Here is a 24,150-nt window from a genome sequence, read left to right as displayed (position 1 = left end):
CCGGCTCCGCAAAGCCGTGAGGCCCGTCTCCCCTCGGGGGGAGACGGGCCTCACGCGTTGCCCCGCCCTACTTGCCGGCGTTCTGCTTCTTCTCCTCGGCGTCCTCGATGACCGCCTCGGCGACCTGCTGCATGGACATGCGGCGGTCCATGGAGGTCTTCTGGATCCACCGGAACGCGGCCGGCTCGGACAGCTTGTACTCGGTCTGCAGGATGCTCTTGGCCCGGTCGACGAGCTTGCGGGTCTCCAGGCGCGCGGAGAGGTCCGCGACCTCCTTCTCCAGCGCCTTCAGCTCGGCGAACCGGGAGACGGCCATCTCGATGGCCGGGACGACGTCGCTCTTGCTGAAGGGCTTGACCAGGTACGCCATGGCCCCGGCGTCCCGCGCCCGCTCGACGAGGTCGCGCTGGGAGAACGCGGTGAGCATGAGCACGGGGGCGATGGACTCCTCCGCGATCTTCTCGGCGGCGGAGATCCCGTCGAGGACGGGCATCTTCACGTCGAGGATCACCAGGTCGGGCCGGTGCTCGCGGGCGAGCTCGACGGCCGTCTGCCCGTCTCCGGCCTCGCCGACGACGGAGTACCCCTCCTCTTCGAGCATCTCTTTCAGGTCGAGACGGATGAGCGCCTCGTCCTCGGCGATGACGACGCGGGTCGTCAGCGGCGGAACGTGCGACTGGTCGGCGTCGGGCGTGGGCGTCGACTCGTGCTCGGCGGTCACGGGGGCTCCTTGTGCAAGGCGATTCAGCTCCCCCGAGCCTACCTAGCTCCTGTATGTTTGTGACACGGAGGGTCTTCTGTATCCTTCGTTTCGAAGGAGCCCCGGTAGCCCAGCGGCAGAGGCCATGGATTCAAAACCCATTCAGCGTCGGTTCGAATCCGACCCGGGGCACTTCTCCTTCAATTCCAAGGTCGCCAAGCTTTTCGGTGATCTTCACTCGTCACGGTGAACGAAACTTCGAATTGCGGCCAACCGGACGAACGGCAATGAAAGCTCCAGAGCATGGAGCACGATTCTTCGATTCGCGAAGAGGCTGTCCTGCTTCTCCGCCGAGGCATGCCCAACCGGGACGTGGCCGAACTCTTCGACTTGCCGCGCGGAACCGTCGGATGGTGGCGGCACGAGGACCGAAGACGCCGGGGCGAGTCCTACGTCCAACCGACTGACGGCCCGCACTGCACCGGCCGGGAATTCGACCAGCGGGCGTACGCCTACCTGCTCGGCCTCTATCTCGGCGACGGCCACATAGTCTCCAAGCCCAAGCAGCATCATCTCTCCGTCTTCTGTGACGCAACCCATCCCGGGCTGGTCGATGCCGCCGAACAGGCGATGAGGCACGTCATGCCACTGCCGCGCGTCAGCCGTCGCACCAGAGGTGGCTGCGTCGAGGTCAAGTCGCACACACAGCACTGGACGTGCCTCTTCCCACAGCATGGCCCGGGGAAGAAGCACGAGCGGCGAATCGCCTTGGAGACCTGGCAGCAGGAAGTCGTGCAAGCCCACCCATGGGAGTTCATCCGCGGCCTCATCCACTCCGACGGATGCCGGACCGCCAACTGGACCGTCCGGAACGGCAAGCGGTACGAGTACCCCCGGTACTTCTTTCACCAACAAGTCCGAGGACATCTCCGGGCTCCTGACCGGCACCTTGGACCGGGTCGGCGTCGAGTGGAAGCAGGCAAACAAGTACAACGTCTCCATTGCCCGTAAGGAATCCGTCGCGCTCATGGACGCCCACGTCGGGCCGAAGTACTGAGCCCGGGCTTGAGTCTCCAGTGGGTGGAGGCCGCAAGGTAGGGGCATGGACGGCGCGACGGAGTTGTATTCGATCGGGGAGCTGGCCCGGCGGACCGGGTTGGCGGTGCGGACCATCCGCTTCTATTCCGACGAGGGGGTCGTCGTGCCGGCCTGTCGTAGTCGTGCCGGGTACCGGCTGTACGACGGCGGCGCGGTGGTGCGGCTGGAGCTCGTGCGGACGCTGCGGGAGCTGGGGGTGGATCTGACCGGCGTGCGGCGGGTGCTGGATCGGGAGCTGTCGGTGGCCGAGGTGGCCGCCGTGCACGCCGATGCGGTGGAGGCGCAGATCCGGGCGTTGCGGTTGCGTCGGGCGGTGTTGCGGCTGGTGGCCGAGCGTGGGGCGGGTCCTGAGGAGGTTCGGTTGATGCATGACGTGACGCGGTTGGCGGGCGAGGAGCGCCGGCGGTGGGTGGAGCTGTTGGTGGAGGGGGCCGAGGAGTCGGTGGCGGCGATGGTGCGGGCTGCGGCGCCGGAGCTGCCGGAGGATCCGTCCACCGGGCAGGTGGCGGCGTGGGTGGAGCTGGCCGGGCTGGTGGGGGACGCGGGGTTCCGGGAGGAGTTCCGGCGGGCGCCGGGGGTGGTGGGGCCGGTGGATGCTCGGGTGGAGCGGTATTGGCGGTTGGTGTGGGTGGTGAACGGGTGGGAGGTGGTGCCGGGGTTGGTGCCCTAGGTTGAGGGGGTCAACGGTGTTCGTGGTGGAGGGACGTTCGGTGAGCGAGAAGGCTCGGAAGCTGTTCGATGCGCTGGATCTGAACCATGACGGTGAGCTGACCCGGGCCGAGGTGATCTCGGCGCTGCGTGACAAGGGGCCGACGCTGGCGGCGCGGGGGGACCTGCCGTTCTGGGGGCTGGGGGACGGGGACGCGTCGTCGGCGTTGTTCGACGCGGCCGACAAGAACGGTGACGCGGTGTTGTCGTTCGAGGAGTTCGAGGCCGAGGTGGACCGTCGGTTCGGCTGGTCGTAGGGGGTCGGTCTCACTCGCGGCGTTCGAGGCCCCGCAGGACGGTTCTGACGTGGGCTTCGGCGTCGGCGGGGTCGAGGGGGGCGTGTTCGACGAGGAGGCGGTACCAGAAGGGGCCGAAGACCAGGTCCGTGGCGTGGGTGAGGTCGGTTCCGGCGGGGATTTCCTGGCGGGCGAGGGCGCGGGTGAGGAGGCGTCCGACGAGTTCTCGGCGGGTTCGTACCCATGCGCGGAAGGCTTCGGCGAAGGCGGGGTCGAGTTGGGCTTCGGCCATGAGGCCGGTGAGGGCTTTGGCGCGGACGGGGTCGCGGCCGATGGCGTAGAGGTCGGTGGTGAAGGCGGTGAGGTCGCCTTCGAGGGTGCCGGTGTCGGGTTCGGGGACGCGGGTGGCGGTTTCGTGGGCGTAGGCGTCCATGACGAGGGCGGGCTTGGATTTCCACCAGCGGTAGACGGTGCTCTTGGCGACGTTGGCGCGTTTGGCGACGCCTTCGATGGTGAGGGCGCCGTAGCCGTTCTCGACGAGTAGGGCTGCGGTGGCTTCGAGGACGGAGTGGTGGGCGTCTTCGTTGCGGATGCGTCCGCCGGTGCGGGGCGGCTGCGGGTTCTGGGGAGTGGTTGACACGGCATCACGATAGCCCTACCGTTTATCGAAACGCTGCGTAGCGTTTCGATAAGTCGCCCGGCTTTCGGGCGGGACTTCAGGGGGACAGTCATGAGCAGGATCGTGATCGTGCACGGGTACGGGATGGGCAGCGGCGAGCACTGGTACCCGTCGGTGGCGCGGGAGCTGTCGGGTGAGGGGCACGAGGTGCGGGTGCCGGACTTCCCGGAGCCGTTCGCGCCGGATGCGGGGGCGTGGCTGAAGGAGCTGGCGGGGCAGGTGGAGGGTGCGCCGGCGGGTGAGACGGTGCTGGTGGGGCACAGCCTGGGAGGGGTGAATGTGCTGCGTCTGCTCCAGGAGCACGACACCGCGGCCGAGGGGCCGTTCGCGGGGGTGGTGTTCGTGGCGTCGATGGCCGGCGAGGTGGGGTATGACGCGTTGGCGCCGTTCTTCTCTCCGGAGTTCGACTGGGCGCGGATCCGTGGGGCGGCTCGGGGGTTCCGGGTGCTGCACGCGGCGGATGATCCGGTGACGGGTGCGGCGACCTCTGAGCATGTGATGCGGTTCGTGACGGAGTTGGGGGCGACGGCGACCGTGACCGCGTCGGGCGGGCATTTCCCCAGTACGGGTGAGAGCCGGTTGGAGCTGCCCGACGCGGTGCGGTTGATACGCGAGGTGCTGTAGCGGCTGTGGTAGCCGGGGTCAGCGGACCGGGTCGCCGATGTGGTGGATGCGGACGAGGTTGGTCTTGCCGGTGACGCCGGGGGGTGAGCCGGCGGTGATGACGACGACGTCGCCGGGGACGCAGCGTCCGATGCGCAGGAGTTCCTCTTCGACCTGGGCGACCATGGCGTCGGTGGAGTCGACGTGGGGGCCGAGGAAGGTCTCGACGCCCCAGGTGAGGTTGAGCTGGGAGCGCGTGGCGGGGTCGGGTGTGAAGGCGAGCAGCGGGATGGGGCTGCGGTAGCGGGAGAGGCGGCGGACGGTGTCGCCGCTCTGGGTGAAGGCGACGAGGAACTTGGCGCCGAGGAAGTCGCCCATTTCGGCGGCCGCGCGGGCGACGGCTCCGCCCTGGGTGCGGGGTTTGTTGCGGTCGGTGAGGGGCGGGAGTCCCTTGGCGAGGATGTCCTCTTCGGCGGCTTCGACGATGCGCGCCATGGTGCGGACGGTGTCGATGGGGTGTTTGCCGACGCTGGTTTCGCCGGAGAGCATGACGGCGTCGGTGCCGTCGATGACGGCGTTGGCGACGTCGGAGGCCTCGGCGCGGGTGGGGCGGCTGTTGTCGATCATCGAGTCGAGCATCTGGGTGGCGACGATGACCGGCTTGGCGTTGCGCTTGGCGAGCTTGATGGCGCGCTTCTGGACGATGGGGACCTGTTCGAGGGGCATTTCGACGCCGAGGTCGCCGCGGGCGACCATGATGCCGTCGAAGGCGGCGACGATGTCGTCGATGCTCTCGACCGCCTGGGGCTTCTCGATCTTCGCGATGACGGGGAGGCGCCGGCCTTCCTCGTCCATGATGCGGTGGACGTCCTCGATGTCGCGGCCCGTGCGGACGAAGGAGAGGGCGATGACGTCGGCGCCGGTGCGCAGGGCCCAGCGGAGGTCTTCGATGTCCTTCTCGGAGAGGGCGGGGACGGAGACTGCGACGCCGGGGAGGTTGAGTCCCTTGTGGTCGGAGACCATGCCGCCTTCGATGACGCGGGTGTGGACGCGGGGGCCGTCGACGGAGGTGACTTCGAGGGTGACGCGGCCGTCGTCGACGAGGATGCGTTCGCCGGCGGTGACGTCGTCGGCGAGGCCCTTGTAGGTGGTGCCGCAGGTGTGGCGGTCGCCCTGGTGGTCCTCGACGGTGATGGTGAACTCGTCGCCGCGTTCAAGGAGTACGGGGCCTTCGCGGAAGCGGCCGAGGCGAATCTTCGGGCCTTGAAGGTCGGCGAGGACGCCGACGCTGCGGCCGGTTTCGTCGGCGGCCTTCCGCACGCGCTGGTAACGGTCCTCGTGTTCGGCGTAGGTGCCGTGGCTGAGGTTGAAGCGGGCGATGTCCATTCCGGCTTCGACCAGGGCTTTGATCTGGTCGTACGAGTCGGTGGCGGGGCCCAGGGTACATACGATTTTCGCTCGGCGCATGGGGCGAGCGTATGCCCTACCGGGTGGTAGGAAATGAGGTCCGGGCGTCTCCTCAACAACCTTTGGGCAAAAGGTTGTTGACATTATTTGAATGTGCGTGGGGGTGCTCCGATGAGCACCCCCGAGGTGGTTCTCAGAGCCGGGGCGGGGTCATGGTGAAGCGGGCGTTGACCTGGGCGAAGACGGTCTGGCGTTGGGGTTCGAGGTCGAGGGGCGGGGCGCCGGCGTCTTCGGCGGGCGAGGCGAAGGCCATGGCGCGCATGCCGCCGCCGGGCTGCGGGTAGGGGGTGGCGTCCTCGGCTCCGAGGTCGGCGAGTTCGACGAGGGCGGCGAGGTCGGCGCCGAGGGCGCGGGCGTATTCGCGGGCGCGCTGGACGGCTTCGAGGACGGCCTGGCGGCGGGCTTCGCCGTGGGCGGGCGAGGTGGGGCGCAGGGCCCACCAGGGGCCGTCGACCTGGGTGAGGTCGAGGTCGGCGAGGCGGGTGGCGAGTTCGCCGAGGGCGGTGAAGTCGCTCAGTTCGGCGGTGATGTGGACGCGGCCGTGGTAGGCGCGGACGCGTTCGCCGCGGCCGTGGCGGGCGGGTTCGGGGGTGATGGAGAAGGAGCCGGTCTCGATCCTCTCGACGGGTTCGCCGTAGCTCTTGAGGAGTTCGAGGACGGTGTTGTTGCGGCGGGTGAGGTCGTCGAGGGCGGTGCGGCGGTCGGTGCCCCGGGCGCTGACGGTGATGCCGATGCGGGCGATCTCGGGGTCGACTTCGAGGCGGGCTTCTCCTCGGACGGCGACGCGGGGGACCTCGGGGGTTCCGTAGGGCTGGTGGCTGGCGTTCGTGGCGTCCTGGGTCATGGTTTCACTCTCGCACCGGCGCCCGTTCGGGTGTGGTCATCGGATCGAAACCTGAGGGGGGTGTTGCGGCTTGTTACCGGTGAGTCAGAATCTACGCGCGTCGTTCACGCTTCGTAACACGCCTCACAAGGGGAGATGGCAATGGCGTTTGACCGTAGGACGTTCATGGGGGCTTCGGCCGCCACGGGTGCCGCTGTGGCGATGGCGGGGGCCACGAGCACCCCGGCCGCCGCCGCGGCCGCGCCGTCGGCCGGGTCGAAGGGCTCCAAGACCTACGCGTTCACCGTGATGGGTACGACCGACCTGCACGGGAACGTCTTCAACTGGGACTACTTCACGGACAAGGAGTTCGACGACAAGGCCCACAACGACGTCGGCCTGGCGAAGATCTCCACTCTGGTGGAGCAGGTCCGCGCGGAGAAGGGGCGCTGCAACACGCTGCTGATCGACGCGGGCGACACGATCCAGGGCACGCAGCTCTCGTACTACTACGCCAAGGTGGACCCGATCACGGCCCGCCGCGGTCCGGTGCACCCGATGGCGCAGGCGATGAACGCGATCGGCTACGACGCGGCGGCGCTCGGGAACCACGAGTTCAACTACGGCATCCCGGTGCTGCGGAAGTTCGAGGAGCAGTGCCGCTTCCCGCTGCTGGGGGCGAACGCGCTGGACGCGAAGACGCTGCGGCCCGCGTTCGCGCCGTACAGCATGCACCGGCTGCGGACCCCGCACGGGCGGGACGTGAAGGTGGCGGTGCTGGGCCTGACCAACCCGGGCATCGCGATCTGGGACAAGGCGAACGTGCAGGGCAAGATGACGTTCCCCGGCCTGGAGGAGCAGGCGGCGAAGTACGTGCCGAAGCTGCGCTCGATGGGCGCGGACGTGGTGATCGTGTCGGCGCACTCGGGGTCGAGCGGTACCTCCTCGTACGGTGACCAGCTCCCGTACATCGAGAACGCGGCGGGTCTGGTGGCCGAGCAGGTGCCGGGGATCGACGCGATCCTCGTGGGGCACGCGCACACGGAGATCCCGGAGTACCGGGTGAAGAACAAGGCGACCGGCAAGGACGTGGTCCTGTCGGAGCCGCTGAAGTGGGGGCAGCGGCTGACGCTGTTCGACTTCGAGCTGTCGTGGGAGCGGGGCCGCTGGTCGGTGGCGAAGGTCTCGGCGAAGGTGCTGAACTCGAACACGGCCGCCGAGGACCCGAAGATCACGCGGCTGCTGTCGGACGAGCACCGCAAGGTGGTGGCGTACGTCAACCAGGTGATCGGGACCTCGACGCAGGCGATGTCCTCGGCCGACGGCCCGGTCAAGGACGTGCCGATCATCGACCTGATCAACCACGTGCAGGCGGAGACGGTGAAGACGGCCCTGGCCGGCACCGAGTGGGGTTCGCTGCCGGTGCTGTCGCAGGCCTCCTGCTTCTCGCGGACGGCGGCGATACCGGCGGGCCAGGTGACGATCCGGGACGCGGCGGGGCTGTACCCGTTCGAGAACACCCTGGAGGCGCGCCTGATGACGGGTGCGCAGCTGAAGGACTACCTGGAGTACTCGGCGCGGTACTACGTGCAGACGGCTCCGGGCGGTGCGGTGGATCCGGCGAAGCTGACGAACTCCGAGAACGTCCCGGACTACAACTACGACGCGGTGTACGGGCTGACGTACGACATCGACATCGCGCAGCCGGTGGGTTCGCGGATCACGGGGCTGTCCTTCGCGGGGAAGCCGGTGGACCCGGCGGGTCGGTTCGTGTTCGCGGTGAACAATTACCGCGCTTCGGGCGGCGGGGCGTTCCCGCACGTGCCGAAGGCGAAGCAGCTGTGGGCGAACTCGGACGAGATCCGCAACACGATCATCCAGTGGGTGAAGGCGAAGGGCACGGTGGACCCGGCGCAGTTCGCCTCGGTGGACTGGCGTCTGACGCGGGCCGGCGTGCCGGTGTTCTAGTCCCCCGCGCGGTGGGTGCGGCCGGGTCCTGCTGTGGCGGGTCCCGGCCGTTCGCGTTCAGGGGTGTTCGACGAGGGGGCGCAGGCCTGCCGGGGGGTGGGTGCGGACGGGGGTGCGCTGTTCGAGGCCGAAGGTGGTGAAGGCCGTGCGGTGGGGCTGGGGGTATGGCTCTTTGCCGGTGAGGGTGTTGAGGATGGCGGCGCTGCGCCAGGCCGCGAGGCCGAGGTCGGGGGTGCCGACTCCGTGGGTGTGGCGTTCGCCGTTCTGGACGAAGACGGTTCCGCTGACGGAGGGGTCGAGGACCATGCGGTAGCGGTCGTCGATGCGGGGGCGGCCTGCGGAGTCCTTGCGCATGTAGGGGTCGAGGCCGGCGAAGAGGCTGGTGAGGGGGCGCTCCTTGTAGCCGGTGGCGAGGACGACGGCGTCGGTGGTGAGGCGGGAGCGGGTGCCCTGCTGGGTGTGTTCCAGGTGGAGTTCGACCTTGGTGGTGGCGACGCGGCCCGCGGTGCGGACGGTGACTCCGGGGGTGAGGACGGTGTCGGGCCAGCCGCCGTGGAGGGTGCGGCGGTAGAGCTCCTCGTGGATGGCGGCGATGGTGGCGGTGTCGATGCCCTTGTGGAGCTGCCACTGGGCGGGGACGAGCCGGTCGCGGACGGGTTCGGGGAGGTCGTGGAAGTAGCGGGTGTAGTCGGGGGTGAAGTGTTCGAGGCCGAGCTTGGAGTACTCCATGGGGGCGAAGGAGGGGGTGCGGGCCAGCCAGGTGAGGCGTTCGCGGCCGGCGGGGCGGGTGCGGAGCAGGTCGAGGAAGACCTCGGCGCCCGACTGGCCGGAGCCGATGACGGTGACGTGCTCGGCGCCGAGGATGCGCTGGCGGTTGTCGAGGTAGTCGGCGGAGTGGATGACCGGGACGGTGGGCGCGTCGGCGAGGGGGCGCAGGGGTTCGGGGACGTAGGGGGCGGTGCCGATGCCGAGGACGAGGTTGCGGGTGTAGGTGCGGCCGAGGGCTTCGACCTCCCCGTCGGTGTCGAGCTGGGTGTAGTCGACTTCGAAGAGGTCGCGTTCGGGGTTCCAGCGGACGGCGTCGACCTGGTGGCCGAAGTGGAGGCCGGGGAGGCGTCCGGCGACCCAGCGGCAGTAGGCGTCGTACTCGGCGCGCTGGATGTGGAACTGCTCGGCGAAGTAGAAGGGGAAGAGCCGTTCCTTGTGCTTGAGGTAGCTGAGGAAGGTCCAGGGGCTGGCCGGGTCGGCGAGGGTGACGAGGTCGGCGAGGAAGGGGACCTGGAGGGTGGCTCCGTCGAGGAGGAGCCCGGGGTGCCAGCGGAAGTCCCGGCGCTGGTCGTAGAAGACGGTGGCGAGGCGGTCCGCGCCTTGTTGCGGGAGGCCGTGGGCGAGGGCGGCGAGCGAGAGGTTGAAGGGGCCGATGCCGATTCCGACGAGGTCGTGGGGTGCATCGTGCTGGGCGGTCATCGGTGGGTGCTGCCTTCCAGGAGGGCGACGAGGGTGTCCAGGTCCCGCGTGGTGGTGTGGGGGTTGAGCAGGGTCGCCTTGAGCCAGAGCCGGCCGTCGGCGGTGGCGCGGCCGAGGACGGCGGTGCCGTCGTGGAGGAGGGTGCGGCGCAGGGCGGCGAGACGGTCGTCGTCGGTGGGGGTGGGCCGGAAGAGGACCGTGGTGATGGTGGGGTGCGCGTGGAGTTCGAAGCCGGGGTGTGCGTCGAGGATCTCGGCGAGCCGGTGGGCTGCGGCGCAGGTGTGGTCGACGAGCCGGGCGAGGCCGTCGCGGCCGAGTGAGCGGAGGGTGGCGGCGATCTTGAAGGCGTCGGGGCGGCGGGTGGTGCGCAGGGAGCGGCCGAGGAGGTCGGGGAGGCCGGCCTCGGTGTCGTCGGTGGCGTTGAGGTAGTCGGCCTGGTGGGCGAGGGGCGCCAGGAGGGTGGTGTCGGGGACCGCGAGGAGGCCTGCGGCGACGGGCTGCCAGCCGAGTTTGTGCAGGTCGAGGGTGATGGACCGGGCGCGGTGGAGGCCGTTCAGCTTGGTGCGGTGGCGGGGGCTGAAGGCGAGGGCTCCGCCGTAGGCGGCGTCCACGTGGAGTTCGGCGCCGTGGCGTTCGCAGACGTCGGCGAGGGCGTCGAGGGGGTCGATGAGGCCTGCGTCGGTGGTGCCGGCGGTGGCGGTGACGAGGACGGGGCCGGTGTTGCCGGGGGCGGTGGTGTCGGCGAGGGCTGCGTCGAGGGTGGCGGGGTCGAGGGTGCCGGTGGGGGTCGGCAGGGCGGTGGCGGGTGGCAGGCCGAGGAGCCAGGCGGCGCGGGGGACCGAGTGGTGGGCGTTGGCCCCGTGCAGGACCTGGAGGCGGGGGCCGTGGCGTTCGCGGGCGAGGAGGAGGGCCAGCTGGTTGGCCTCGGTGCCGCCGGTGGTGAGGAGGGCGTCGGCGCGGGGGCCGTCGTAGAACTCGGCGGCGAGCGCGCGGGTGAGGAGCGCCTCGATGGCGGAGGCCGCGGGGGCCTGGTCCCAGGAGTCGAGGGAGGGGTTGAGGGCGCTGACGGCGAGGTCGGCGGCGGCCGCGACGGCGAGCGGGGGGCAGTGCAGGTGGGCGGCGCAGAGGGGGTCCGCGGGGTCGGCGGCGCCGGCGGCGAGGGTGTGGACGAGGGTGGCCAGGGCTTCGTGGTCGCCGGTGCCGTGGGTGGGGAGTACGTCGCCCAGTGCGGCCCGGACGCGGGCCGTGACGGCGTCGGGGCCGCCGGCGGGGAGCGGGCCCTTGCGCTCCGCGGCGCCGGTGTGGAGGGCGGTGAGGACCGTGTCGAGGAGGGGGCGCAGGGACTCTGCCGCGTGGGGGCCGCCGGCGAGCGGTTCCGCCGGCGCGGGCGGTGGCGCTGGCGCTGGCTCGGTCATCGGTCCTCCTGCGGTCACCGGGGTGGGCGGGACACCCGACCGGTACAACGATCAGACCCGAATGGGGTAACCGGTGGGGGGCCGTGAGTTGCCTGCCGGTGCCGGTGGCTTTGCCGGTGGAGGGGGTGCGGTGCCGGTGGAGGGGGTGCGGTGCCGGTGGAGGGGGTGCGGTGCCGGTGGAGGGGGTGCGGTGCCGGTGGAGGGGGTGCGGTGCCGGTGGAGGGGGTGCGGTGCCGGTGGAGGGGGTGCGGTGCCGGTGGAGGGGGTGCGGTGCCGGTGGAGGGGGTGCGGTGCCGGTGGAGGGGGTGCGGTGCCGGTGGAGGGGGTGCGGTGCCGGTGGAGGGGGTGCGGTGCCGGTGGAGGGGGTGCGGTGCGGTGCCGCTGCGCGGGGCTCGTCCCCTACCCGCCCTTCAACCGTTCTCGCCTCAAGCGCCGGCGGGGCTTACCGCACGGCGCTACCGCGCCCGCGCCTCAAACGCCGGCGGGGCTGGATTTGGCCGGCCGCTGCTGGAGGGTGCGGCGGGGGTGGTTTCGGGCATGGCTGAGCGCCGCAGTTGCCAGGTCAGTACCAACTGCGGCGCTCGGTATGGGGCCCCGGTGGGGCGGGGGTCAGCCTGCGAGGAGGGTGAGGGTGTCGATCACGCGGTTCGAGAAGCCCCACTCGTTGTCGTACCAGGCGACGACCTTGATGTGGCGGCCCTCGACGCGGGTGAGCTCGGAGTCGAAGATCGAAGAGGCGGGGTTGCCCGTGATGTCGGAGGAGACCAGCGGGTCCTCCGAGTACTCCAGCACGCCGGCCAGCGGGCCCGCGGCGGCGGTGCGGTAGGCCTCCAGGACCTGCTCGCGGGTGACGTCGCGGGAGACGGTGGTGTTGAGCTCGACGATGGAGCCCACCGGTACCGGCACGCGGATCGAGTCGCCGGACAGCTTGCCGTCGAGCTGCGGCAGGACCAGGCCGATGGCCTTGGCGGCGCCCGTGGAGGTCGGGACGATGTTGACGCCGGCGGCACGGGCGCGGCGGGGGTCGCGGTGCGGGCCGTCCTGGAGGTTCTGCTCCTGGGTGTAGGCGTGCACCGTCGTCATGAAGCCGTGCTCGATGCCCGCGAGGTCGTCCAGGACGGCGGCCAGCGGGGCCAGGGCGTTGGTCGTGCAGGAGGCGTTCGAGACGACCGTGTGCAGTTCCGCGTCGTAGGCGTCGGTGTTGACGCCGTAGGCGAGGGTGACGTCGGCGCCGTCGGAGGGGGCGCTGACGAGGACCTTGCGGGCGCCGGCCTTGATGTGGGCGCGGGCGGCCTCGGCAGAGGTGAAGCGGCCGGTGGCCTCCAGGACCAGGTCGACGTCGAGGTCGGCCCACGGCAGCTGGGCGGGCTCGCGTTCGGCGAGGACCTTGATGCGGTGGCCGTCGACGACGAGGACGTCGCCCTCGACGGTGACCGGGCGGCCGAGGCGGCCGGAGGTGGTGTCGTAGGCGAGCAGCCGGGCCAGGGTGGCGGGCTCGGTGAGGTCGTTGATGGCTACGACCTGGAGGTTCGTGTCGCGTTCGAGGAGCGCGCGCAGCACGTTGCGTCCGATGCGGCCGAATCCGTTGATGGCGATGCGAGTCATGTGTGCGTGTCCCTTCGTGTTCGCGCCTTCAGGTTCGCTCGTGGCGTGCGGGCGTGACAGGGGCGGGATCGCCACTGTTCAAAAGGATCTCGCCACCCGGGGTGGTGGTCCGCTCATTCGCCCTGGGTGAAGGTGCGGCGGTACTCGGTGGGGGTGGTGTCGAGGATGCGCTGGAAGTGGAGGCGCAGGTTGGCGCCGGTGCCGAGGCCGACGTCGGCGGCGATCTGCTCGACGCCGCGTTCGGAGCGTTCGAGGAGTTCGCGGGCGAGGTCGATGCGGGCGCGCATGACCCATTGCATGGGGGTGTAGCCGGTGTCCTCGACGAAGCGGCGGGAGAAGGTGCGGGGGGACACGGCGGCGTGCTGGGCGAGGGTTTCGAGGGTGAGGGGTTCGGCGAGGCGGTGCAGGGCCCATTCGCGGGTGGCGGCGAAGCGTTCGCCGAGGGGTTCGGGGACGCTGCGCGGGACGTACTGGGCCTGGCCGCCGCTGCGGTAGGGGGCGGCGACGAGGCGGCGGGCCGCGTGGTTGGAGGCGGCGACGCCGAGGTCGCGGCGCAGGATGTGCAGGCACAGGTCGATGCCGGAGGCGGCGCCGGCGGAGGTGAGGACGCTGCCCTCGTCGACGAAGAGGACGTTCTCGTCGACGCGGACGTGGGGGTGTTTGGCGGCGAGGGCGCGTGCGTAGTGCCAGTGGGTGGTGGCGCGTTTGCCGTCGAGGAGGCCGGTGGCGGCGAGGGCGAAGGCGCCGGTGGAGATGGCGGCGAGGCGTGCGCCGCGCCGGTGGGCGGCGGTGAGGGCGTCGAGGACGGGCCGGGGCGGGTCTTCGCGGTCGGGGAAGCGGTAGCCGGGGACGAAGACGATGTCGGCCCAGGCGAGTGCGTCGAGTCCGTGGGTGACGTAGTAGGAGAGTCCGTCGCCGCCGGCGACGAGGCCGGGCGCGGCTCCGCAGACGCGGACTTCGTAGGGCATGCTCGCGCGGGTCGTGAAGACCTGTGCGGGGATGCCTACGTCGAGCGGTTTGGCCCCCTCCAGTACGAGAACGGCGACGCGATGCAGGTGGGAGGGGGGCACGGGACAAAGGGTACGCGGGGTGGGCGGGGCCCGGCGGGCGGCCGCGGTGGTGGCGCGGCCGTCCGGCGGGCGGGGTGCGTACGGGTCAGGCGCCGCGGACGCGCAGGGCGCGGGCGAGGTCGTCGAGCTGGTCGACGAGGACGCGGCGCAGCATGGGGATGATCGCGGGGTCTTCGAGGCAGGTGTGGCCGGCCTCCAGGTTGGCGGTGTCGACGGCGTGGCCGGGGAAGGCCCAGCGGCCGGCGGCTTCGCCGATGGCGGGGCCGCGGCGGGTGGCGAGGGCGGCGGCTTCGGGGTAGTAGCGGGGTACGTAGTCGCGTACGAGGTCGGCCTGTTCGGGCTGCCAGAAGCCGTGGGCGGTGGCGGTGAAGAGGTAGTTGGACAGGGTGTCGTCGTGGAAGAGGCGCTGCCAGGCGGCGGCCTTGGCCTCGGGGGTGGGCAGGGAGGCGTGGCAGCGGGCGGCGCCCTGCTGTCCGGTGGCGCTGGGGTCTTCGGCGAGGGCGGCGTCGATGGTGTCCGCGTCGACGGCGCCGAGTACGGAGAGGCGGGCGAGGATGCGCCAGCGGAGTTCGGGGTCGAGTTCGGGGCCGCCGGTGACGGTGTCGTCGGCGAGCCAGGCGGCGATGGTGTCGGGCTGGGTGGCGCTGTCGATGAAGGTGCGTACGGCGGCGAGGCGCAGGCCCGGGTCGGTGCCGTCCTCGGTGCGGCGCAGCAGGTCGCGGGTGGCGCTGGTGATGAGGCCGAGGGCGGTGTCGCGGTCGGCGGGGGCGGTGTAGCGGTCGGCGATCTGGGTGCGGGCGAAGCCGAGGACGCCCTGGACGACGGCGAGGTCGGATTCCTCGGGGATGTGGGCGTCGAGGGTGTGGAGGTAGTCGAAGGGGTCGAGTTCGCCGTCGCGGACCATGTCGCGCAGGGAGCCCCAGACGACGGCCCGGGTGAGGGGGTCGGGGATGCGGGAGAGGCCGCGCAGGGCGGTTTCGAGGGAGGTCTCGTCGAGGCGGATCTTGGCGTAGGTGAGGTCGCCGTCGTTGAGGACGAGGAGGTCGGGGCGGGGGCCGGAGGAGGAGAGGACCTCGTCGGTGGGGACGTCGAGGTCGAGGAGTGCGGTGCGTTCGAGAACGCCGTCGGCTGCGCGGGTGTAGGTGCCGGCCTGGATGCGGTGGGGGCGGCTGCCGTGGCGGTCGACGGTGAGGGTCCAGCCGCCGGGGCTGTCCTCGACGCGGGGGGTGAGGGTGTCGGTGCCGGTGGTGCGCAGCCAGGTCTCGGCCCAGGTGTGGACGTCGCGGTCGGTGTTGGCGGCGAGGGAGTCCACGAAGTCGGCGAGGGAGGCGTTGGCGAACTTGTGGCGTGCGAAGTGGGTGTTGATGCCGGCGAGGAAGTCCTTCTCGCCGAGCCAGGCGACGAGCTGGCGCAGGGCGGAGGCGCCCTTGGCGTAGGAGATGCCGTCGAAGTTGAGGAGGGCGGAGGCGGTGTCGGGGACGTCGTCGGGGCCGGGGGCGACGGGGTGGGTGGAGGGCCGCTGGTCGGCGGCGTAGCCCCAGGGCTTGCGTTCCATGCCGAATTCGGTCCAGGTGCCGGTGAAGCGGGTGGCTTCGGTGAGGGTCTGGTAGCCCATGTACTCGGCGAAGGACTCGTTGAGCCAGATGTCGTCGAACCAGGCGAGGGTGACGAGGTCGCCGAACCACATGTGGGCCATCTCGTGGGCGATGACCATGGCGCGGCGCTGGCGTTCGGTGTCGGTGACGGCGGAGCGGAAGACGAACTCGTCGCGGAAGGTGACGAGGCCGGGGTTCTCCATGGCGCCGGCGTTGAACTCGGGGACGAAGGCCTGGTCGTAGGAGTCGAAGGGGTAGGGCTCGGTGAACTTCTCGTGGTACCGGTCGTAGCAGGCGGTGGTGACGGAGAGGATCTCGTCGGCGTCGGCGTCGAGGTGGGGGGCGAGGGACTTGCGGCAGTGGATGCCGAAGGGGAGTCCGGCGTGGGTGGTGGTGACGCTGTGCCAGGGGCCGGCTGCGACGGCGGCGAGGTAGGTGGAGATGACGGGGGTGGGGGCCGACTTCCAGACGCCGGCTCCGTCTTCCTCGCGGTTGCCGGAGCGGGTGGCGATGCCGTTGGTGAGGACGGTCCAGTGCGCGGGGGCGGCGACGGTGAACTCGAAGACGGCCTTCAGGTCGGGCTGGTCGAAGGCGGGGAAGACGCGCTGGACGTCGTCCATGAACATCTGGGAGTAGACGTACGTCTCGCCGTCCGCGGGGTCGGTGAAGCGGTGCAGTCCCTCGCCGGTGCGGGAGTAGCGCATGCGGGCGGCGATGCTCAGCTCGTGGGTGCCGGGGGTGAGGCCGGTGAGCGGGAGGCGGTTGCCGTCGAGGGTGGCCGGGTCGAGGGGGTTGCCGTCGAGGGTGGCGTGCAGCAGCTCTTCCGGCTTGAGCTCGACGAAGGTGTCTCCGGCGGCGCGCGCGGTGAACCGGATGGCGGTGGCGGACTCGAAGGTCTCGTCGCCGGTGGTGAGGTCGAGGCTGACGACGTAGTGGTGGACGTCGAGGAGCTGGGCTCGGAGCTGCGCTTCGGTGCGCGTCAGTGCGGACATGCGGCCCATGCTGCCGGATGGCCGGGCCCGCTCCCAGGGGTTTCGCGGGCGGGGTGGGGTGGCGGGGGGGCCGGGCGGGTGCCCGGCCCTGGAGCCCGTTACTCCTCGCCGGCGGCGATGGTCTCGTGGTGGCGGATGACCTCGGCGATGATGAAGTTGAGGAGCTTCTCGGCGAAGGCCGGGTCGAGTTTGGCGCTTTCGGCGAGCTGGCGCAGGCGGGCGATCTGGCTGGCTTCGCGGCCCGGGTCGGCCGGGGGCAGCTGGTGCTTGGCCTTGAGGTGGCCGACCTGCTGGGTGCACTTGAAGCGTTCGGCGAGCATGTGGACCACGGCCGCGTCGATGTTGTCGATGCTGTCGCGCAGGCGGGACAGTTCGGCGGTGACGTTCTCGTCGATCTCGTCGATGTCGCTGTTGTTCATGGTCCCCGAGCTTACGTGGCGGGCGTCGTCGGCACCTCTGTCAGTCGGTCCGTGAGACGGCGGGCCGGGCTCGGGGTTCACAGGGGCAGGCGGGCGGTGACGAGCCAGCCGCCTTCGGGGGCGGGGCCGGCGGTGAGGGAGCCTCCGAGGGCTTCGGCGCGTTCGGCCATTCCGGCGAGGCCGTAGCCGCCGCCGCGGGCGCTTTCGGAGAGTTTGGCGGGGTGTCCGCCGTCGTCGGCGACGCGTACTTCGAGTCCGGTGGGGACGGTGCGCAGGCCGATGCGGACGGCGGTGGCGGTGGCGGCGTGTTTGGCGATGTTGGTGAGGGCTTCGAGGACGATGCGGTGGGCGGTGGCGGCCACGTCGGCGGGGAGGCGGGCTTCGAGTCCCTGTTCGACGTAGAGGACGACGGGCGGGCCGGTGGCGGAGAAGCGTTCGGTGAGTCCGCGGATGTCGGCGAGGCCGGCGACTGGGGCGGTGGCGGGGCGGGTGCCGGGGGTGTCGTTCTCGCGGAGGACCTTGACGAGGCGGCGCATGGAGACGAGGGCTTCGTCGCCGGCGGTCTCGATGCGGCCGAGGACCTCGGCGGCGCGGGCGGCGTCGACGCGGGTGAAGCGGGCGGCGCGGGCTTCGACGACGATGCCGGTGACGTGGTGGGCGACGAGGTCGTGGAGTTCGCGGGCGAGTTCCAGGCGTTCGGCGGTGCGTACGGCGTGCAGTTCGCGGAGGCGCTGGACGGACTGGAGGCGCAGCAGGAGGGAGTAGGCGGTCACGACGACGGCGAGGACGGAGAAGAGGAGGGTGAACCGGCCGGGGCTGGTGTCGCGGACGGGGGCGGCCATGCAGCCGAGGCCGAGGAGGGGACCGAGTACGGCGGCGGTGCGGGCGGGGGCGCGGAGCAGGACCTGGGAGAGCAGGACGAGGAGGGCGATGGCCTCGCCGGCGCCCCAGACGACGACGGGGCGGTTGCCGAAGATCAGCAGGAGGGTGACGGTCCAGGTGGTGGCGGCCGCGAACCAGGCGCGGGCGAGGAGGGGGATGCCGGGCCAGGGTGCGGCGCTGAGGCAGACGAGGAGGCCGGAGGCCCAGACGGCGGCGTGCGGGGGGCTGGGCTGGCGGGCGAGGACGACGCCCTCGAAGGTGACGAGGGAGAGCAGGAGCAGGCAGAGCAGCAGCCGGATCCAGTCGGCGGCGCGGGGGTGGCGGCGGGCCCAGGAGGCGAGGGGGCTCACGCCGTGGTGGCGGCGAGGCCGCTTTCCCAGGCCCAGGCGGCGATCTCGACGCGGTTGCGGGCGTCGAGTTTGGCCTGGACGTTGGCGAGGTGGGTCTTGACGGTGGAGAGGGAGACGTAGAGCTCGGCGGCGATCTCGGCGTTGGTGAGCCCGCGCGCGAGGCAGCGTACGACGTCCCGTTCGCGTTCGGTGAGGGGTTCGGCGGGGCGACGGGCGGCCTGGGCGGCGGGTGTGCGGGGGGCCATTTCGCGGAGCAGGCGCACGGTGATGGCGGGTGAGACGAGGGCGTCGCCGGCGGCGGCGGCGCGGACGGCTTCGACGAGCATGGCCGGGCTGGCGTCCTTGAGGAGGAAGCCGGAGGCTCCGCCGTGCAGGGCGGCGTGGACGTATTCGTCGAGGTCGAAGGTGGTGACGATGACGATGCGGGGGGCGTCCTGGCCGGCGAGCCGGCGGGTGACTTCGAGTCCGTCGAGGCGGGGCATGCGGATGTCGAGGAGGAGGACGTCGGGGCGGTGTTCGGCGACGGCCGCGAGGGCGGCTTCGCCGTCGACGACGTCGGCGACGACCTCGATGTCGGGCACGCTTTCGAGGATCATGCGGAATCCGGTTCTGACCATTTCCTGGTCGTCCGCGATGACCACTCTGATCGTCATGCGCCGCCTGCCCCACTGTCGCTGTCGCCCGCCGATGCCGCTGGATTCCTCCCATGGGACCCGCGCGCGCTGCCGCCCGCAACCGCAGGGGGCGGCGGACGGCACCGATGTCGACTTTAGGGGCGTTCGGGACATTGCGCCTCGTCCTTCCGGCCGGTTCGGGTCCGGCCGGAAGGACGAGCGGGCTGGGCCCGGGGGCCCGTCCGGGTGCTTACAGGGTGGCGGCCGCGGACTTGATGGCGGCGGCGAAGGTGGAGACCTCGGTGTAGACGCCGGGGTAGTTCGGGCGGGCGCAGCCCTGGCCCCAGCTGACGATGCCGACCTGGATCCAGGCGTTGTTGTTGTCGCGGCGGAACATGGGGCCGCCCGAGTCGCCCTGGCAGGTGTCCGTGCCGCCCTGGGCGTAGCCGGCGCAGATCTCCTCGGCGGGGACGAGGTCGCTGCCGTAGGAGCTCTGGCAGGAGGCGTCGGAGACGAAGGGGACCTGGGCCTTGAGGAGGTACCGCTGCTGGCCGCCGCCTTCGCGGGCGGCGCCCCAGCCCGCGACGGTGAAGGTGCCGTTGTCGTAGGCCTTGGTCTCGGCGATCTTGAGGGTGGGCAGGTTGATGGGCTGGGCGAGCTTGATCAGGGCCCAGTCCTTGCCCTGGCCGTTGTAGCCGGGGGCCTGGAGCACCTTGGTGGACTTGACCTTGATGGCGCTGCCGCTCTGGAGGTCGACGACGCCGGCGGTTGCGGTGATGGAGGTGTTGTTGCCGGAGCCGCTGACGCAGTGGGCGGCGGTGAGGACGATCTGCTGGGTGTAGAGGGCTCCGCCGCAGCCCATGGAGAGGCGGACCATGAAGGGGAACTCGCCCTGCGCGGCGCGGGTTCCGCCGACGACGGGGGCGGGTGAGGCGCTGGCGGCGGCGGGCTGGAGGCTGACGGCGGCGAGGGCGACGGCGCCGGCGGCGAGGGAGCGCTTGACGATTCTGCCAAGGGTGGTCACGGTCAACACACTGCCTTTCGTGGGGGGTTGGGCCGTGCGTGTCATCGGGTGAATGACGCGTCCATGACACATCCGCCACCGCGCCGCCATCAAGGACGCCTTTTCGGACAAGTTCGGCCCGCCACGGGAAGAACGAAGATCATTCACCAATCGGCCACGAAAAGTTCCCTACCGGCCAGTAGACATGGGTGGACTTCTGGCCAACTCTAGTCACGTACATGCCAAGCCGTGACCGAGGAGCGCCCCCACATGCGCATCAGCCGCCGCACCCGCACGTCCCGTACCGCCGCCGCCACAGTGGCCGTCGCCGCCGCCGCGATGGCCCTGCTTCCGGCCACCGCCGCCGGAGCCGCCCCCGCCGCGCCCGCGCCGGTCCCGGCTCCGGTCACCGCCGCCGCCATCACCTCCGCCCCCGGCGGCAACGCGGCGATCCTCGGCATCGACTACGCCACCTGGCAGCGCGACGTGGCCGCCGTCGTCGACGCCGCGCGCCCCGCCATCGAGCGGCGCATCGCCGCCTCCCCGGCCGGCGAGAAGCCCGCGATCGTCCTCGACATCGACAACTCGTCGCTGGAGACGGACTTCCACTGGTTCTGGACCTTCCCGACGCCCGCGATCGAGAGGGTCCGCGCGCTGACCCAGTACGCGAACGAGCGCGGCGTGGCGATCTTCTTCGTCACCGCCCGCCCCGGGATCGTGTACTCGATGACCGAGCGGAACCTGAAGCAGGTCGGCTACCCGGTCAGCGGGCTGTACGTACGGGACCTGCCCGCCCTGTTCGAGCAGGTCAGCGCCTACAAGACGGCCAAGCGGGCGGAGATCGAGGCGCGCGGCTACACGATCATCGCCAACATCGGGAACAACGAGAGCGACCTGGTCGGCGGACACGCCGAGCGCACCGTCAAGCTCCCGGACTACGGCGGCAAGCTGTCCTGACCCGGCGCGCCCGGGCGGCCGCCCGGCGGCGGCCGCCCGGCGGCGGCCGCCCGGCGCCCGGCCCTCTCCTCAGCCCCCGCAGCCGTAGCGCTGGCTGCCGCAGCTCTCCTCGTGCGTGCAGGGGGTGCCGGAGCCGCCGCCGTCACCGGGTGCTCCGGGCTCCTCGTAGAGGATCGCGAACGGGATGCCCGTCAGCATGGGGAAGCCGAAGAAGATGGCGGCCATCCACCAGCCGATGGCGTCCTGAACGCCCTGGAGGTCCGGATCCCACAGGATCCAGAACTCCGCCGCCCACGCGGCGACGTTCAGCCCCAGGAAGAGCGTCATCCAGCGTTCGTCCTTCATGCCCCACCCCTGCCGCCGGTCGTATCGGGCGTATGTTCCCGTGACCCGGCAGCGGAACACGCGGCTCCGTCAGGGGCCGCCGGCCGCGGCGCCCCTCTCCCCCGCGATCGCGTTGACCGCCGCCCAGGCGAAGGCCATCGCCGGGCCGATCGTCGCCCCCGGGCCGGGATAGGTGTCCCCCGTCACCGCCGCCGAGCAGTTCCCGGCGGCGTACAGCCCCGCGATCGGGGTGGAGTCCTCGCGCAGCACCCGGCCGTCCCCGTCGGTGACCAGACCGCCCTTGGTGCCGATGTCCCCCGGGTGCACGGGGACGGCGAAGAAGGGGCCCTTGTCGAGCGGCGCCAGGTTCGGATTGGGCAGCGTCGGATCGCCGTAGTAGCGGTCGTAGACGCTCGCGCCGCGCCCGAAGTCCTCGTCGACGCCGCGCTCGGCGAAGCCGTTGAAGCGGCGGACCGTCGCCGCCAGGGCGGGCGCCGGGATCTGCCGGGCCAGCTCCTCCACGGTGGCGGCCTTCTTCAGGAAGCCGCTCTCCAGCCACCTCTTCGGGAAGGGCTGCCCGGGGAAGAGCCCCGCGAAGATGTAGCGGGCCCTGGAGCGGGCGTCGAGGACCAGCCAGGACGGCACCGTGGTCGCCTCCGGCCGGTCGGCGGCGTACATCCGGTCGACGAAGGCGTGGTACGGCAGGGCCTCGTTGGCGTAGCGCTCCCCCGCCCCGTCGACGATGACCATCCCCGGGATGCCCCGGTCCGCGACCAGGAAGAACGGCCTCTCCCCCGGCGGGCACACCGAGGGCGCGCCCCACACCCGGTCCAGCAGGTCCGTCGCCGCGCCGAGCTCCTCGCCGAGCCGCAGGGCGTCGCCGGTCTGGCCGGGCGAGGCGTGCGTCCAGGCGGTGGAGGTGGGCGCGGGCAGGTGCTTCTCCCGCAGCTCCCGGTCGTGCGAGAAGCCGCCCGAGGCCAGCACCACCCCGCCCCGGGCCCGTACGGCGACCTCGCGGCCCGCCTGCGTGACGCGTACGCCCGTGACCCGGCCGGCCGCGTCCGTGACCAGCCCGGTCAGCGGGGCGGACAGCCACAGCTCCCCGCCGAGCCGGTCCAGCGAGAGCCTCAGCCGTGCGACGAGCGCCTCGCCGAGGGAGACGGGCCTGCGCCCCGTGGCGAGCGCGCCCAGCGCCCGCGCCCCGACCTTCAGGGCGGTCCGCTTGCCGGCCCCGGTGCGGGTGACCATGTTCAGGAAGCGGAAGTCGTACGAGGTCATCGTCAGCCCGTACGTGGGCAGACCCGCCCGGCGCATGTACCGGGCCTGCTCCCCCAGCCGCCGCAGGTCCACCACGCACGGCTCGACCGAGCGGCCCTGGGCCATGCCGCCCTGCGCCTCGGGGAAGTAGTCGGGATAGCCGGGGGTGTACACGAAGCGGACCTCGGTGCGCTCGTGGAACTCGCGCACCATCCGCGGACCGTGGCCGAGATAGGCCTCCTTGCGGGCCTCGGGGACCCGGTCGCCGACCGTGGCGTCGAGGTAGGCGCGCGCCTTCTCCCGGGTGTCGGCGATGCCGGCCCGGTCGAGGTGGAGGTTGCCGGGGACCCAGATCGCGCCGCCGGACAGGGCGGTGGACCCGCCGTACAGCTCCGTCTTCTCCACGACGAGGGCGCTCAGGCCGCGCAGCCGGGCGGTCACGGCCGCGGCGAGCCCGGCCGCGCCGGAGCCGACGACGACCACGTCGTACTCGTACGCGTACTCGTGCTGCTCTGTCATCCGAAGGCTCCGGTGGCGTAGTCGCTGCGGAAGTACAGCAGGGGCGATCCGTCCGCGCGGCCGGCGAGGCCGAGGACGCGGGCGGTGACGAGGTGGTGGTCGCCGGCCTCGTGGACGGCCTCGGTGGCGCAGTCGAGGGTGGCGAGCGCGCCGGGGATGCGGACGGCCCCGTCGGCGCCGGCCTCCCAGTCCAGCCCGGCGAACTTGTCGCCGCCGGGCCGGCCGAGGGCCTCGCAGACGGCCCGCTGCTCCTCGGCGAGGACGCTGACCCCGAACCGCCCGGCGGCCCGGATCCGGGGCCAGCTGCCGGAGGACCTGCCGACGCACAGCATGACCAGCGGCGGGTCGAGGGAGAGGGAGGCGAAGGACTGGCAGGCCAGTCCGGCGGGGCGGCCCTGCGCGTCGAGGGCGGCGACGACGGTGATGCCGGAGGCGAAGGCGCCGAGGACCTCGCGGAAGGCGGTGGCGGTGGCGGTGCCGGTGGCCGGGCCGGTCAGCCGTTCCACTGGTGGCCCCAGAAGCTGTCGGCGGTGATCTCCTTCGCGGTCCAGGCGGCGGGGTCGACGAGCAGGCCGTCCCAGCCGTACTCGACCTGGAAGCCGCCGGGGGCCTGGGCGTAGAAGGACACCATGTGGTCGTTGGAGTGCCGGCCGAGGGTGGAGGCGATGGGGATCCCGGCCGCGTTCATCCGGTCGAGGCAGTAGCCGACGTCGTCGAGGCGCTCCAGCTCCACCATGAAGTGGACGATGCCGGGGGGCAGTGCGCCGGGGTAGAGGCCGAGGCTGTGGTGGCGGCGGTTGGGGCTGAGGAAGTGCATCCGGTGGAAGTCGGGGCCGGGCGCGGCGGTGGGGACGGCGGCCGGGGGCAGCTTCATCGAGTCCCGCAGCTGGAAGCCGAGGAGGTTCTCGTAGAAGTCGAGGGTGGCGTCGGTGTCGGGGGCGGGGAGCACGACGTGGCCGAGGCCGAGGTCCTGCCCGGCGGCGGCGGTGACGAACCGGTTGCCGTAGCGGGCGGGGAGCGGGGTGTGGTCCTGGGCCTGGCCCCAGTAGAGCTCCAGGGGGTTGCCGCTGGGGTCCTCGGTGTGGACCAGGCCCTGGACGCGGCGGTCGGCGAGGGTGGCGGCGTCGGCGGGCTTGGCGGGGAAGCCGGCGGCTTCCAGTGCGGCGGCGGCCTCGGCGAGGGCGCGGGCGCCGGGGAGTTCGAAGCCGGCGGCGAGGAGCCGGTCGTGGTCCCCGGCGGTGAACTGGAAGCGGTGGGCCCGGTCGTCGATGCGGACGTTCAGCAGGCCGTCCGTGCCGCCCTGCGCCTCGGCCATGCCGAGGACGTCGAGGACGTAGGTGCGCCAGGCGGGGAGGTCGGTGGTCTCGATGCGGAGGTAGCCGAGTGCGCGGATGTCCAT

General features: G+C 71.7%; 22 protein-coding genes, 1 tRNA gene and 1 pseudogene. 7 read left to right on the top strand and 17 right to left on the bottom strand.

What is annotated here, in order from left to right; translation table 11 throughout:
- Positions 1-67 precede the first annotated feature (67 nt).
- Positions 68-721, bottom strand: coding sequence for an ANTAR domain-containing response regulator (locus tag OG553_RS25405; protein WP_405981196.1), 654 nt, complete (start codon positions 719-721; stop codon positions 68-70).
- A 98-nt stretch (positions 722-819) separates the two neighbouring features.
- Here OG553_RS25405 and OG553_RS25400 point away from each other — a divergent pair.
- The 4 genes and pseudogenes from OG553_RS25400 (at position 820) to OG553_RS25385 (ending at position 2,763) form a co-directional block, all read left to right on the top strand.
- Positions 820-892 (top strand) — tRNA-Leu (locus OG553_RS25400).
- A 111-nt stretch (positions 893-1,003) separates the two neighbouring features.
- Positions 1,004-1,757, top strand: a pseudogene (locus OG553_RS25395) (helix-turn-helix domain-containing protein).
- A gap of 45 nt (positions 1,758-1,802) precedes the next feature.
- A complete protein-coding gene (locus tag OG553_RS25390; RefSeq protein WP_405981195.1) occupies positions 1,803-2,468 on the top strand; it encodes a MerR family transcriptional regulator in 666 nt (221 codons plus the stop codon).
- Between the two features lie 40 nt (positions 2,469-2,508).
- Positions 2,509-2,763, top strand: a complete 255-nt coding sequence (locus OG553_RS25385; RefSeq protein WP_401251569.1) for an EF-hand domain-containing protein — start codon at positions 2,509-2,511, stop codon at positions 2,761-2,763.
- A gap of 10 nt (positions 2,764-2,773) precedes the next feature.
- On the opposite strand, the gene OG553_RS25380 is transcribed toward OG553_RS25385, so the two are convergent.
- On the bottom strand, positions 2,774-3,382 hold the full coding sequence (locus OG553_RS25380; protein ID WP_405981194.1) for a TetR/AcrR family transcriptional regulator: 609 nt from the start codon (positions 3,380-3,382) through the stop codon (positions 2,774-2,776).
- A gap of 90 nt (positions 3,383-3,472) precedes the next feature.
- Between OG553_RS25380 and OG553_RS25375 the strand changes: the two genes are divergently transcribed.
- Positions 3,473-4,045, top strand: a complete 573-nt coding sequence (locus OG553_RS25375) for an RBBP9/YdeN family alpha/beta hydrolase (RefSeq protein ID WP_405981193.1) — start codon at positions 3,473-3,475, stop codon at positions 4,043-4,045.
- An 18-nt stretch (positions 4,046-4,063) separates the two neighbouring features.
- Here OG553_RS25375 and pyk read toward each other — a convergent pair whose 3' ends face one another.
- Positions 4,064-5,491: a pyruvate kinase gene (gene pyk / locus OG553_RS25370; protein ID WP_405981192.1), complete on the bottom strand. Its 1,428-nt coding sequence runs from the start codon at positions 5,489-5,491 to the stop codon at positions 4,064-4,066.
- Between the two features lie 133 nt (positions 5,492-5,624).
- Positions 5,625-6,335 carry an SIMPL domain-containing protein gene (locus OG553_RS25365; protein ID WP_405981191.1) on the bottom strand — a complete coding sequence of 237 codons (711 nt, stop codon included), beginning with the start codon at positions 6,333-6,335 and terminating at the stop codon, positions 5,625-5,627.
- Between the two features lie 141 nt (positions 6,336-6,476).
- Between OG553_RS25365 and OG553_RS25360 the strand changes: the two genes are divergently transcribed.
- The gene (locus OG553_RS25360) at positions 6,477-8,282 is read left to right on the top strand and encodes a bifunctional metallophosphatase/5'-nucleotidase (protein WP_405981190.1); all 1,806 of its coding nucleotides are present in this window, start codon (positions 6,477-6,479) and stop codon (positions 8,280-8,282) included.
- Positions 8,283-8,339: 57 nt separating this feature from the next.
- Here the strand turns inward: OG553_RS25360 and OG553_RS25355 are convergent, their stop codons facing one another.
- From OG553_RS25355 to OG553_RS25315, 9 genes are all read right to left on the bottom strand, one after another.
- Positions 8,340-9,749 (bottom strand): lysine N(6)-hydroxylase/L-ornithine N(5)-oxygenase family protein, encoded by a 1,410-nt coding sequence (locus OG553_RS25355; protein ID WP_405981189.1) that lies wholly within the window; start codon positions 9,747-9,749, stop codon positions 8,340-8,342.
- Positions 9,746-11,164 (bottom strand): pyridoxal phosphate-dependent decarboxylase family protein, encoded by a 1,419-nt coding sequence (locus OG553_RS25350; RefSeq protein WP_405981188.1) that lies wholly within the window; start codon positions 11,162-11,164, stop codon positions 9,746-9,748. The genes OG553_RS25355 and OG553_RS25350 overlap by 4 nt, the downstream gene beginning before the upstream one ends.
- Positions 11,165-11,773: 609 nt before the next feature.
- Positions 11,774-12,769: a type I glyceraldehyde-3-phosphate dehydrogenase gene (gene gap, locus OG553_RS25345; protein WP_405981187.1), complete on the bottom strand. Its 996-nt coding sequence runs from the start codon at positions 12,767-12,769 to the stop codon at positions 11,774-11,776.
- Positions 12,770-12,882: 113 nt separating this feature from the next.
- On the bottom strand, positions 12,883-13,839 hold the full coding sequence (locus OG553_RS25340) for a GlxA family transcriptional regulator (protein WP_405981186.1): 957 nt from the start codon (positions 13,837-13,839) through the stop codon (positions 12,883-12,885).
- Positions 13,840-13,924: 85 nt separating this feature from the next.
- A complete protein-coding gene (pepN, locus tag OG553_RS25335; protein ID WP_405981185.1) occupies positions 13,925-16,426 on the bottom strand; it encodes an aminopeptidase N in 2,502 nt (833 codons plus the stop codon).
- Between the two features lie 98 nt (positions 16,427-16,524).
- The gene (locus OG553_RS25330) at positions 16,525-16,845 is read right to left on the bottom strand and encodes a chorismate mutase (protein WP_125817182.1); all 321 of its coding nucleotides are present in this window, start codon (positions 16,843-16,845) and stop codon (positions 16,525-16,527) included.
- A gap of 77 nt (positions 16,846-16,922) precedes the next feature.
- Positions 16,923-18,077 carry a sensor histidine kinase gene (locus OG553_RS25325; protein WP_405981184.1) on the bottom strand — a complete coding sequence of 385 codons (1,155 nt, stop codon included), beginning with the start codon at positions 18,075-18,077 and terminating at the stop codon, positions 16,923-16,925.
- Positions 18,074-18,730 (bottom strand): response regulator, encoded by a 657-nt coding sequence (locus OG553_RS25320; RefSeq protein ID WP_405981183.1) that lies wholly within the window; start codon positions 18,728-18,730, stop codon positions 18,074-18,076. The genes OG553_RS25325 and OG553_RS25320 overlap by 4 nt, the downstream gene beginning before the upstream one ends.
- Positions 18,731-18,941: 211 nt before the next feature.
- Entirely contained in the window at positions 18,942-19,760 is an 819-nt protein-coding gene (locus tag OG553_RS25315; protein WP_405981182.1) for a serine protease, read from the bottom strand.
- A gap of 204 nt (positions 19,761-19,964) precedes the next feature.
- Here OG553_RS25315 and OG553_RS25310 point away from each other — a divergent pair, with 204 nt between their 5' ends.
- The gene (locus OG553_RS25310) at positions 19,965-20,651 is read left to right on the top strand and encodes an HAD family acid phosphatase (RefSeq protein WP_405981181.1); all 687 of its coding nucleotides are present in this window, start codon (positions 19,965-19,967) and stop codon (positions 20,649-20,651) included.
- A gap of 69 nt (positions 20,652-20,720) precedes the next feature.
- Here OG553_RS25310 and OG553_RS25305 read toward each other — a convergent pair whose 3' ends face one another.
- The 4 genes from OG553_RS25305 to OG553_RS25290 all read right to left on the bottom strand — a co-directional run bounded on the left by OG553_RS25305 (position 20,721) and on the right by OG553_RS25290 (position 24,150).
- Positions 20,721-20,996 carry a hypothetical protein gene (locus OG553_RS25305; RefSeq protein ID WP_405981180.1) on the bottom strand — a complete coding sequence of 92 codons (276 nt, stop codon included), beginning with the start codon at positions 20,994-20,996 and terminating at the stop codon, positions 20,721-20,723.
- Between the two features lie 69 nt (positions 20,997-21,065).
- A complete protein-coding gene (locus OG553_RS25300) occupies positions 21,066-22,751 on the bottom strand; it encodes an FAD-dependent oxidoreductase (RefSeq protein WP_405981179.1) in 1,686 nt (561 codons plus the stop codon).
- Positions 22,748-23,257, bottom strand: coding sequence for a flavin reductase family protein (locus OG553_RS25295; RefSeq protein ID WP_405981178.1), 510 nt, complete (start codon positions 23,255-23,257; stop codon positions 22,748-22,750). Before OG553_RS25295 ends, OG553_RS25300 begins: the two co-directional genes overlap by 4 nt.
- Complete coding sequence (locus tag OG553_RS25290) at positions 23,245-24,150, bottom strand: VOC family protein (RefSeq protein WP_405981177.1); 906 nt, start codon at positions 24,148-24,150, stop codon at positions 23,245-23,247. Before OG553_RS25290 ends, OG553_RS25295 begins: the two co-directional genes overlap by 13 nt.

Origin of the sequence: Streptomyces sp. NBC_00158, assembly GCF_045160885.1 — a bacterium.
In the GTDB taxonomy this organism is placed as follows: domain Bacteria; phylum Actinomycetota; class Actinomycetes; order Streptomycetales; family Streptomycetaceae; genus Streptomyces.
The sequence above is the reverse complement of the archived record's forward strand: the minus strand, read 5'-3'. Positions and strand labels throughout refer to the sequence as shown.

Coding starts and splice junctions, on each gene's coding strand:
- OG553_RS25390 (WP_405981195.1), top strand. CDS start 1,803: ATGGACGGCGCGACGGAGTTGTATTCGATCGGGGAGCTGGCCCGGCGG.
- OG553_RS25375 (WP_405981193.1), top strand. CDS start 3,473: ATGAGCAGGATCGTGATCGTGCACGGGTACGGGATGGGCAGCGGCGAG.
- pyk (WP_405981192.1), bottom strand. CDS start 5,491: ATGCGCCGAGCGAAAATCGTATGTACCCTGGGCCCCGCCACCGACTCG.
- OG553_RS25365 (WP_405981191.1), bottom strand. CDS start 6,335: ATGACCCAGGACGCCACGAACGCCAGCCACCAGCCCTACGGAACCCCC.
- OG553_RS25360 (WP_405981190.1), top strand. CDS start 6,477: ATGGCGTTTGACCGTAGGACGTTCATGGGGGCTTCGGCCGCCACGGGT.
- OG553_RS25355 (WP_405981189.1), bottom strand. CDS start 9,749: ATGACCGCCCAGCACGATGCACCCCACGACCTCGTCGGAATCGGCATC.
- OG553_RS25350 (WP_405981188.1), bottom strand. CDS start 11,164: ATGACCGAGCCAGCGCCAGCGCCACCGCCCGCGCCGGCGGAACCGCTC.
- gap (WP_405981187.1), bottom strand. CDS start 12,769: ATGACTCGCATCGCCATCAACGGATTCGGCCGCATCGGACGCAACGTG.
- pepN (WP_405981185.1), bottom strand. CDS start 16,426: ATGTCCGCACTGACGCGCACCGAAGCGCAGCTCCGAGCCCAGCTCCTC.
- OG553_RS25330 (WP_125817182.1), bottom strand. CDS start 16,845: ATGAACAACAGCGACATCGACGAGATCGACGAGAACGTCACCGCCGAA.
- OG553_RS25320 (WP_405981183.1), bottom strand. CDS start 18,730: ATGACGATCAGAGTGGTCATCGCGGACGACCAGGAAATGGTCAGAACC.
- OG553_RS25315 (WP_405981182.1), bottom strand. CDS start 19,760: ATGACACGCACGGCCCAACCCCCCACGAAAGGCAGTGTGTTGACCGTG.
- OG553_RS25310 (WP_405981181.1), top strand. CDS start 19,965: ATGCGCATCAGCCGCCGCACCCGCACGTCCCGTACCGCCGCCGCCACA.
- OG553_RS25305 (WP_405981180.1), bottom strand. CDS start 20,996: ATGAAGGACGAACGCTGGATGACGCTCTTCCTGGGGCTGAACGTCGCC.
- OG553_RS25300 (WP_405981179.1), bottom strand. CDS start 22,751: ATGACAGAGCAGCACGAGTACGCGTACGAGTACGACGTGGTCGTCGTC.
- OG553_RS25290 (WP_405981177.1), bottom strand. CDS start 24,150: ATGGACATCCGCGCACTCGGCTACCTCCGCATCGAGACCACCGACCTC.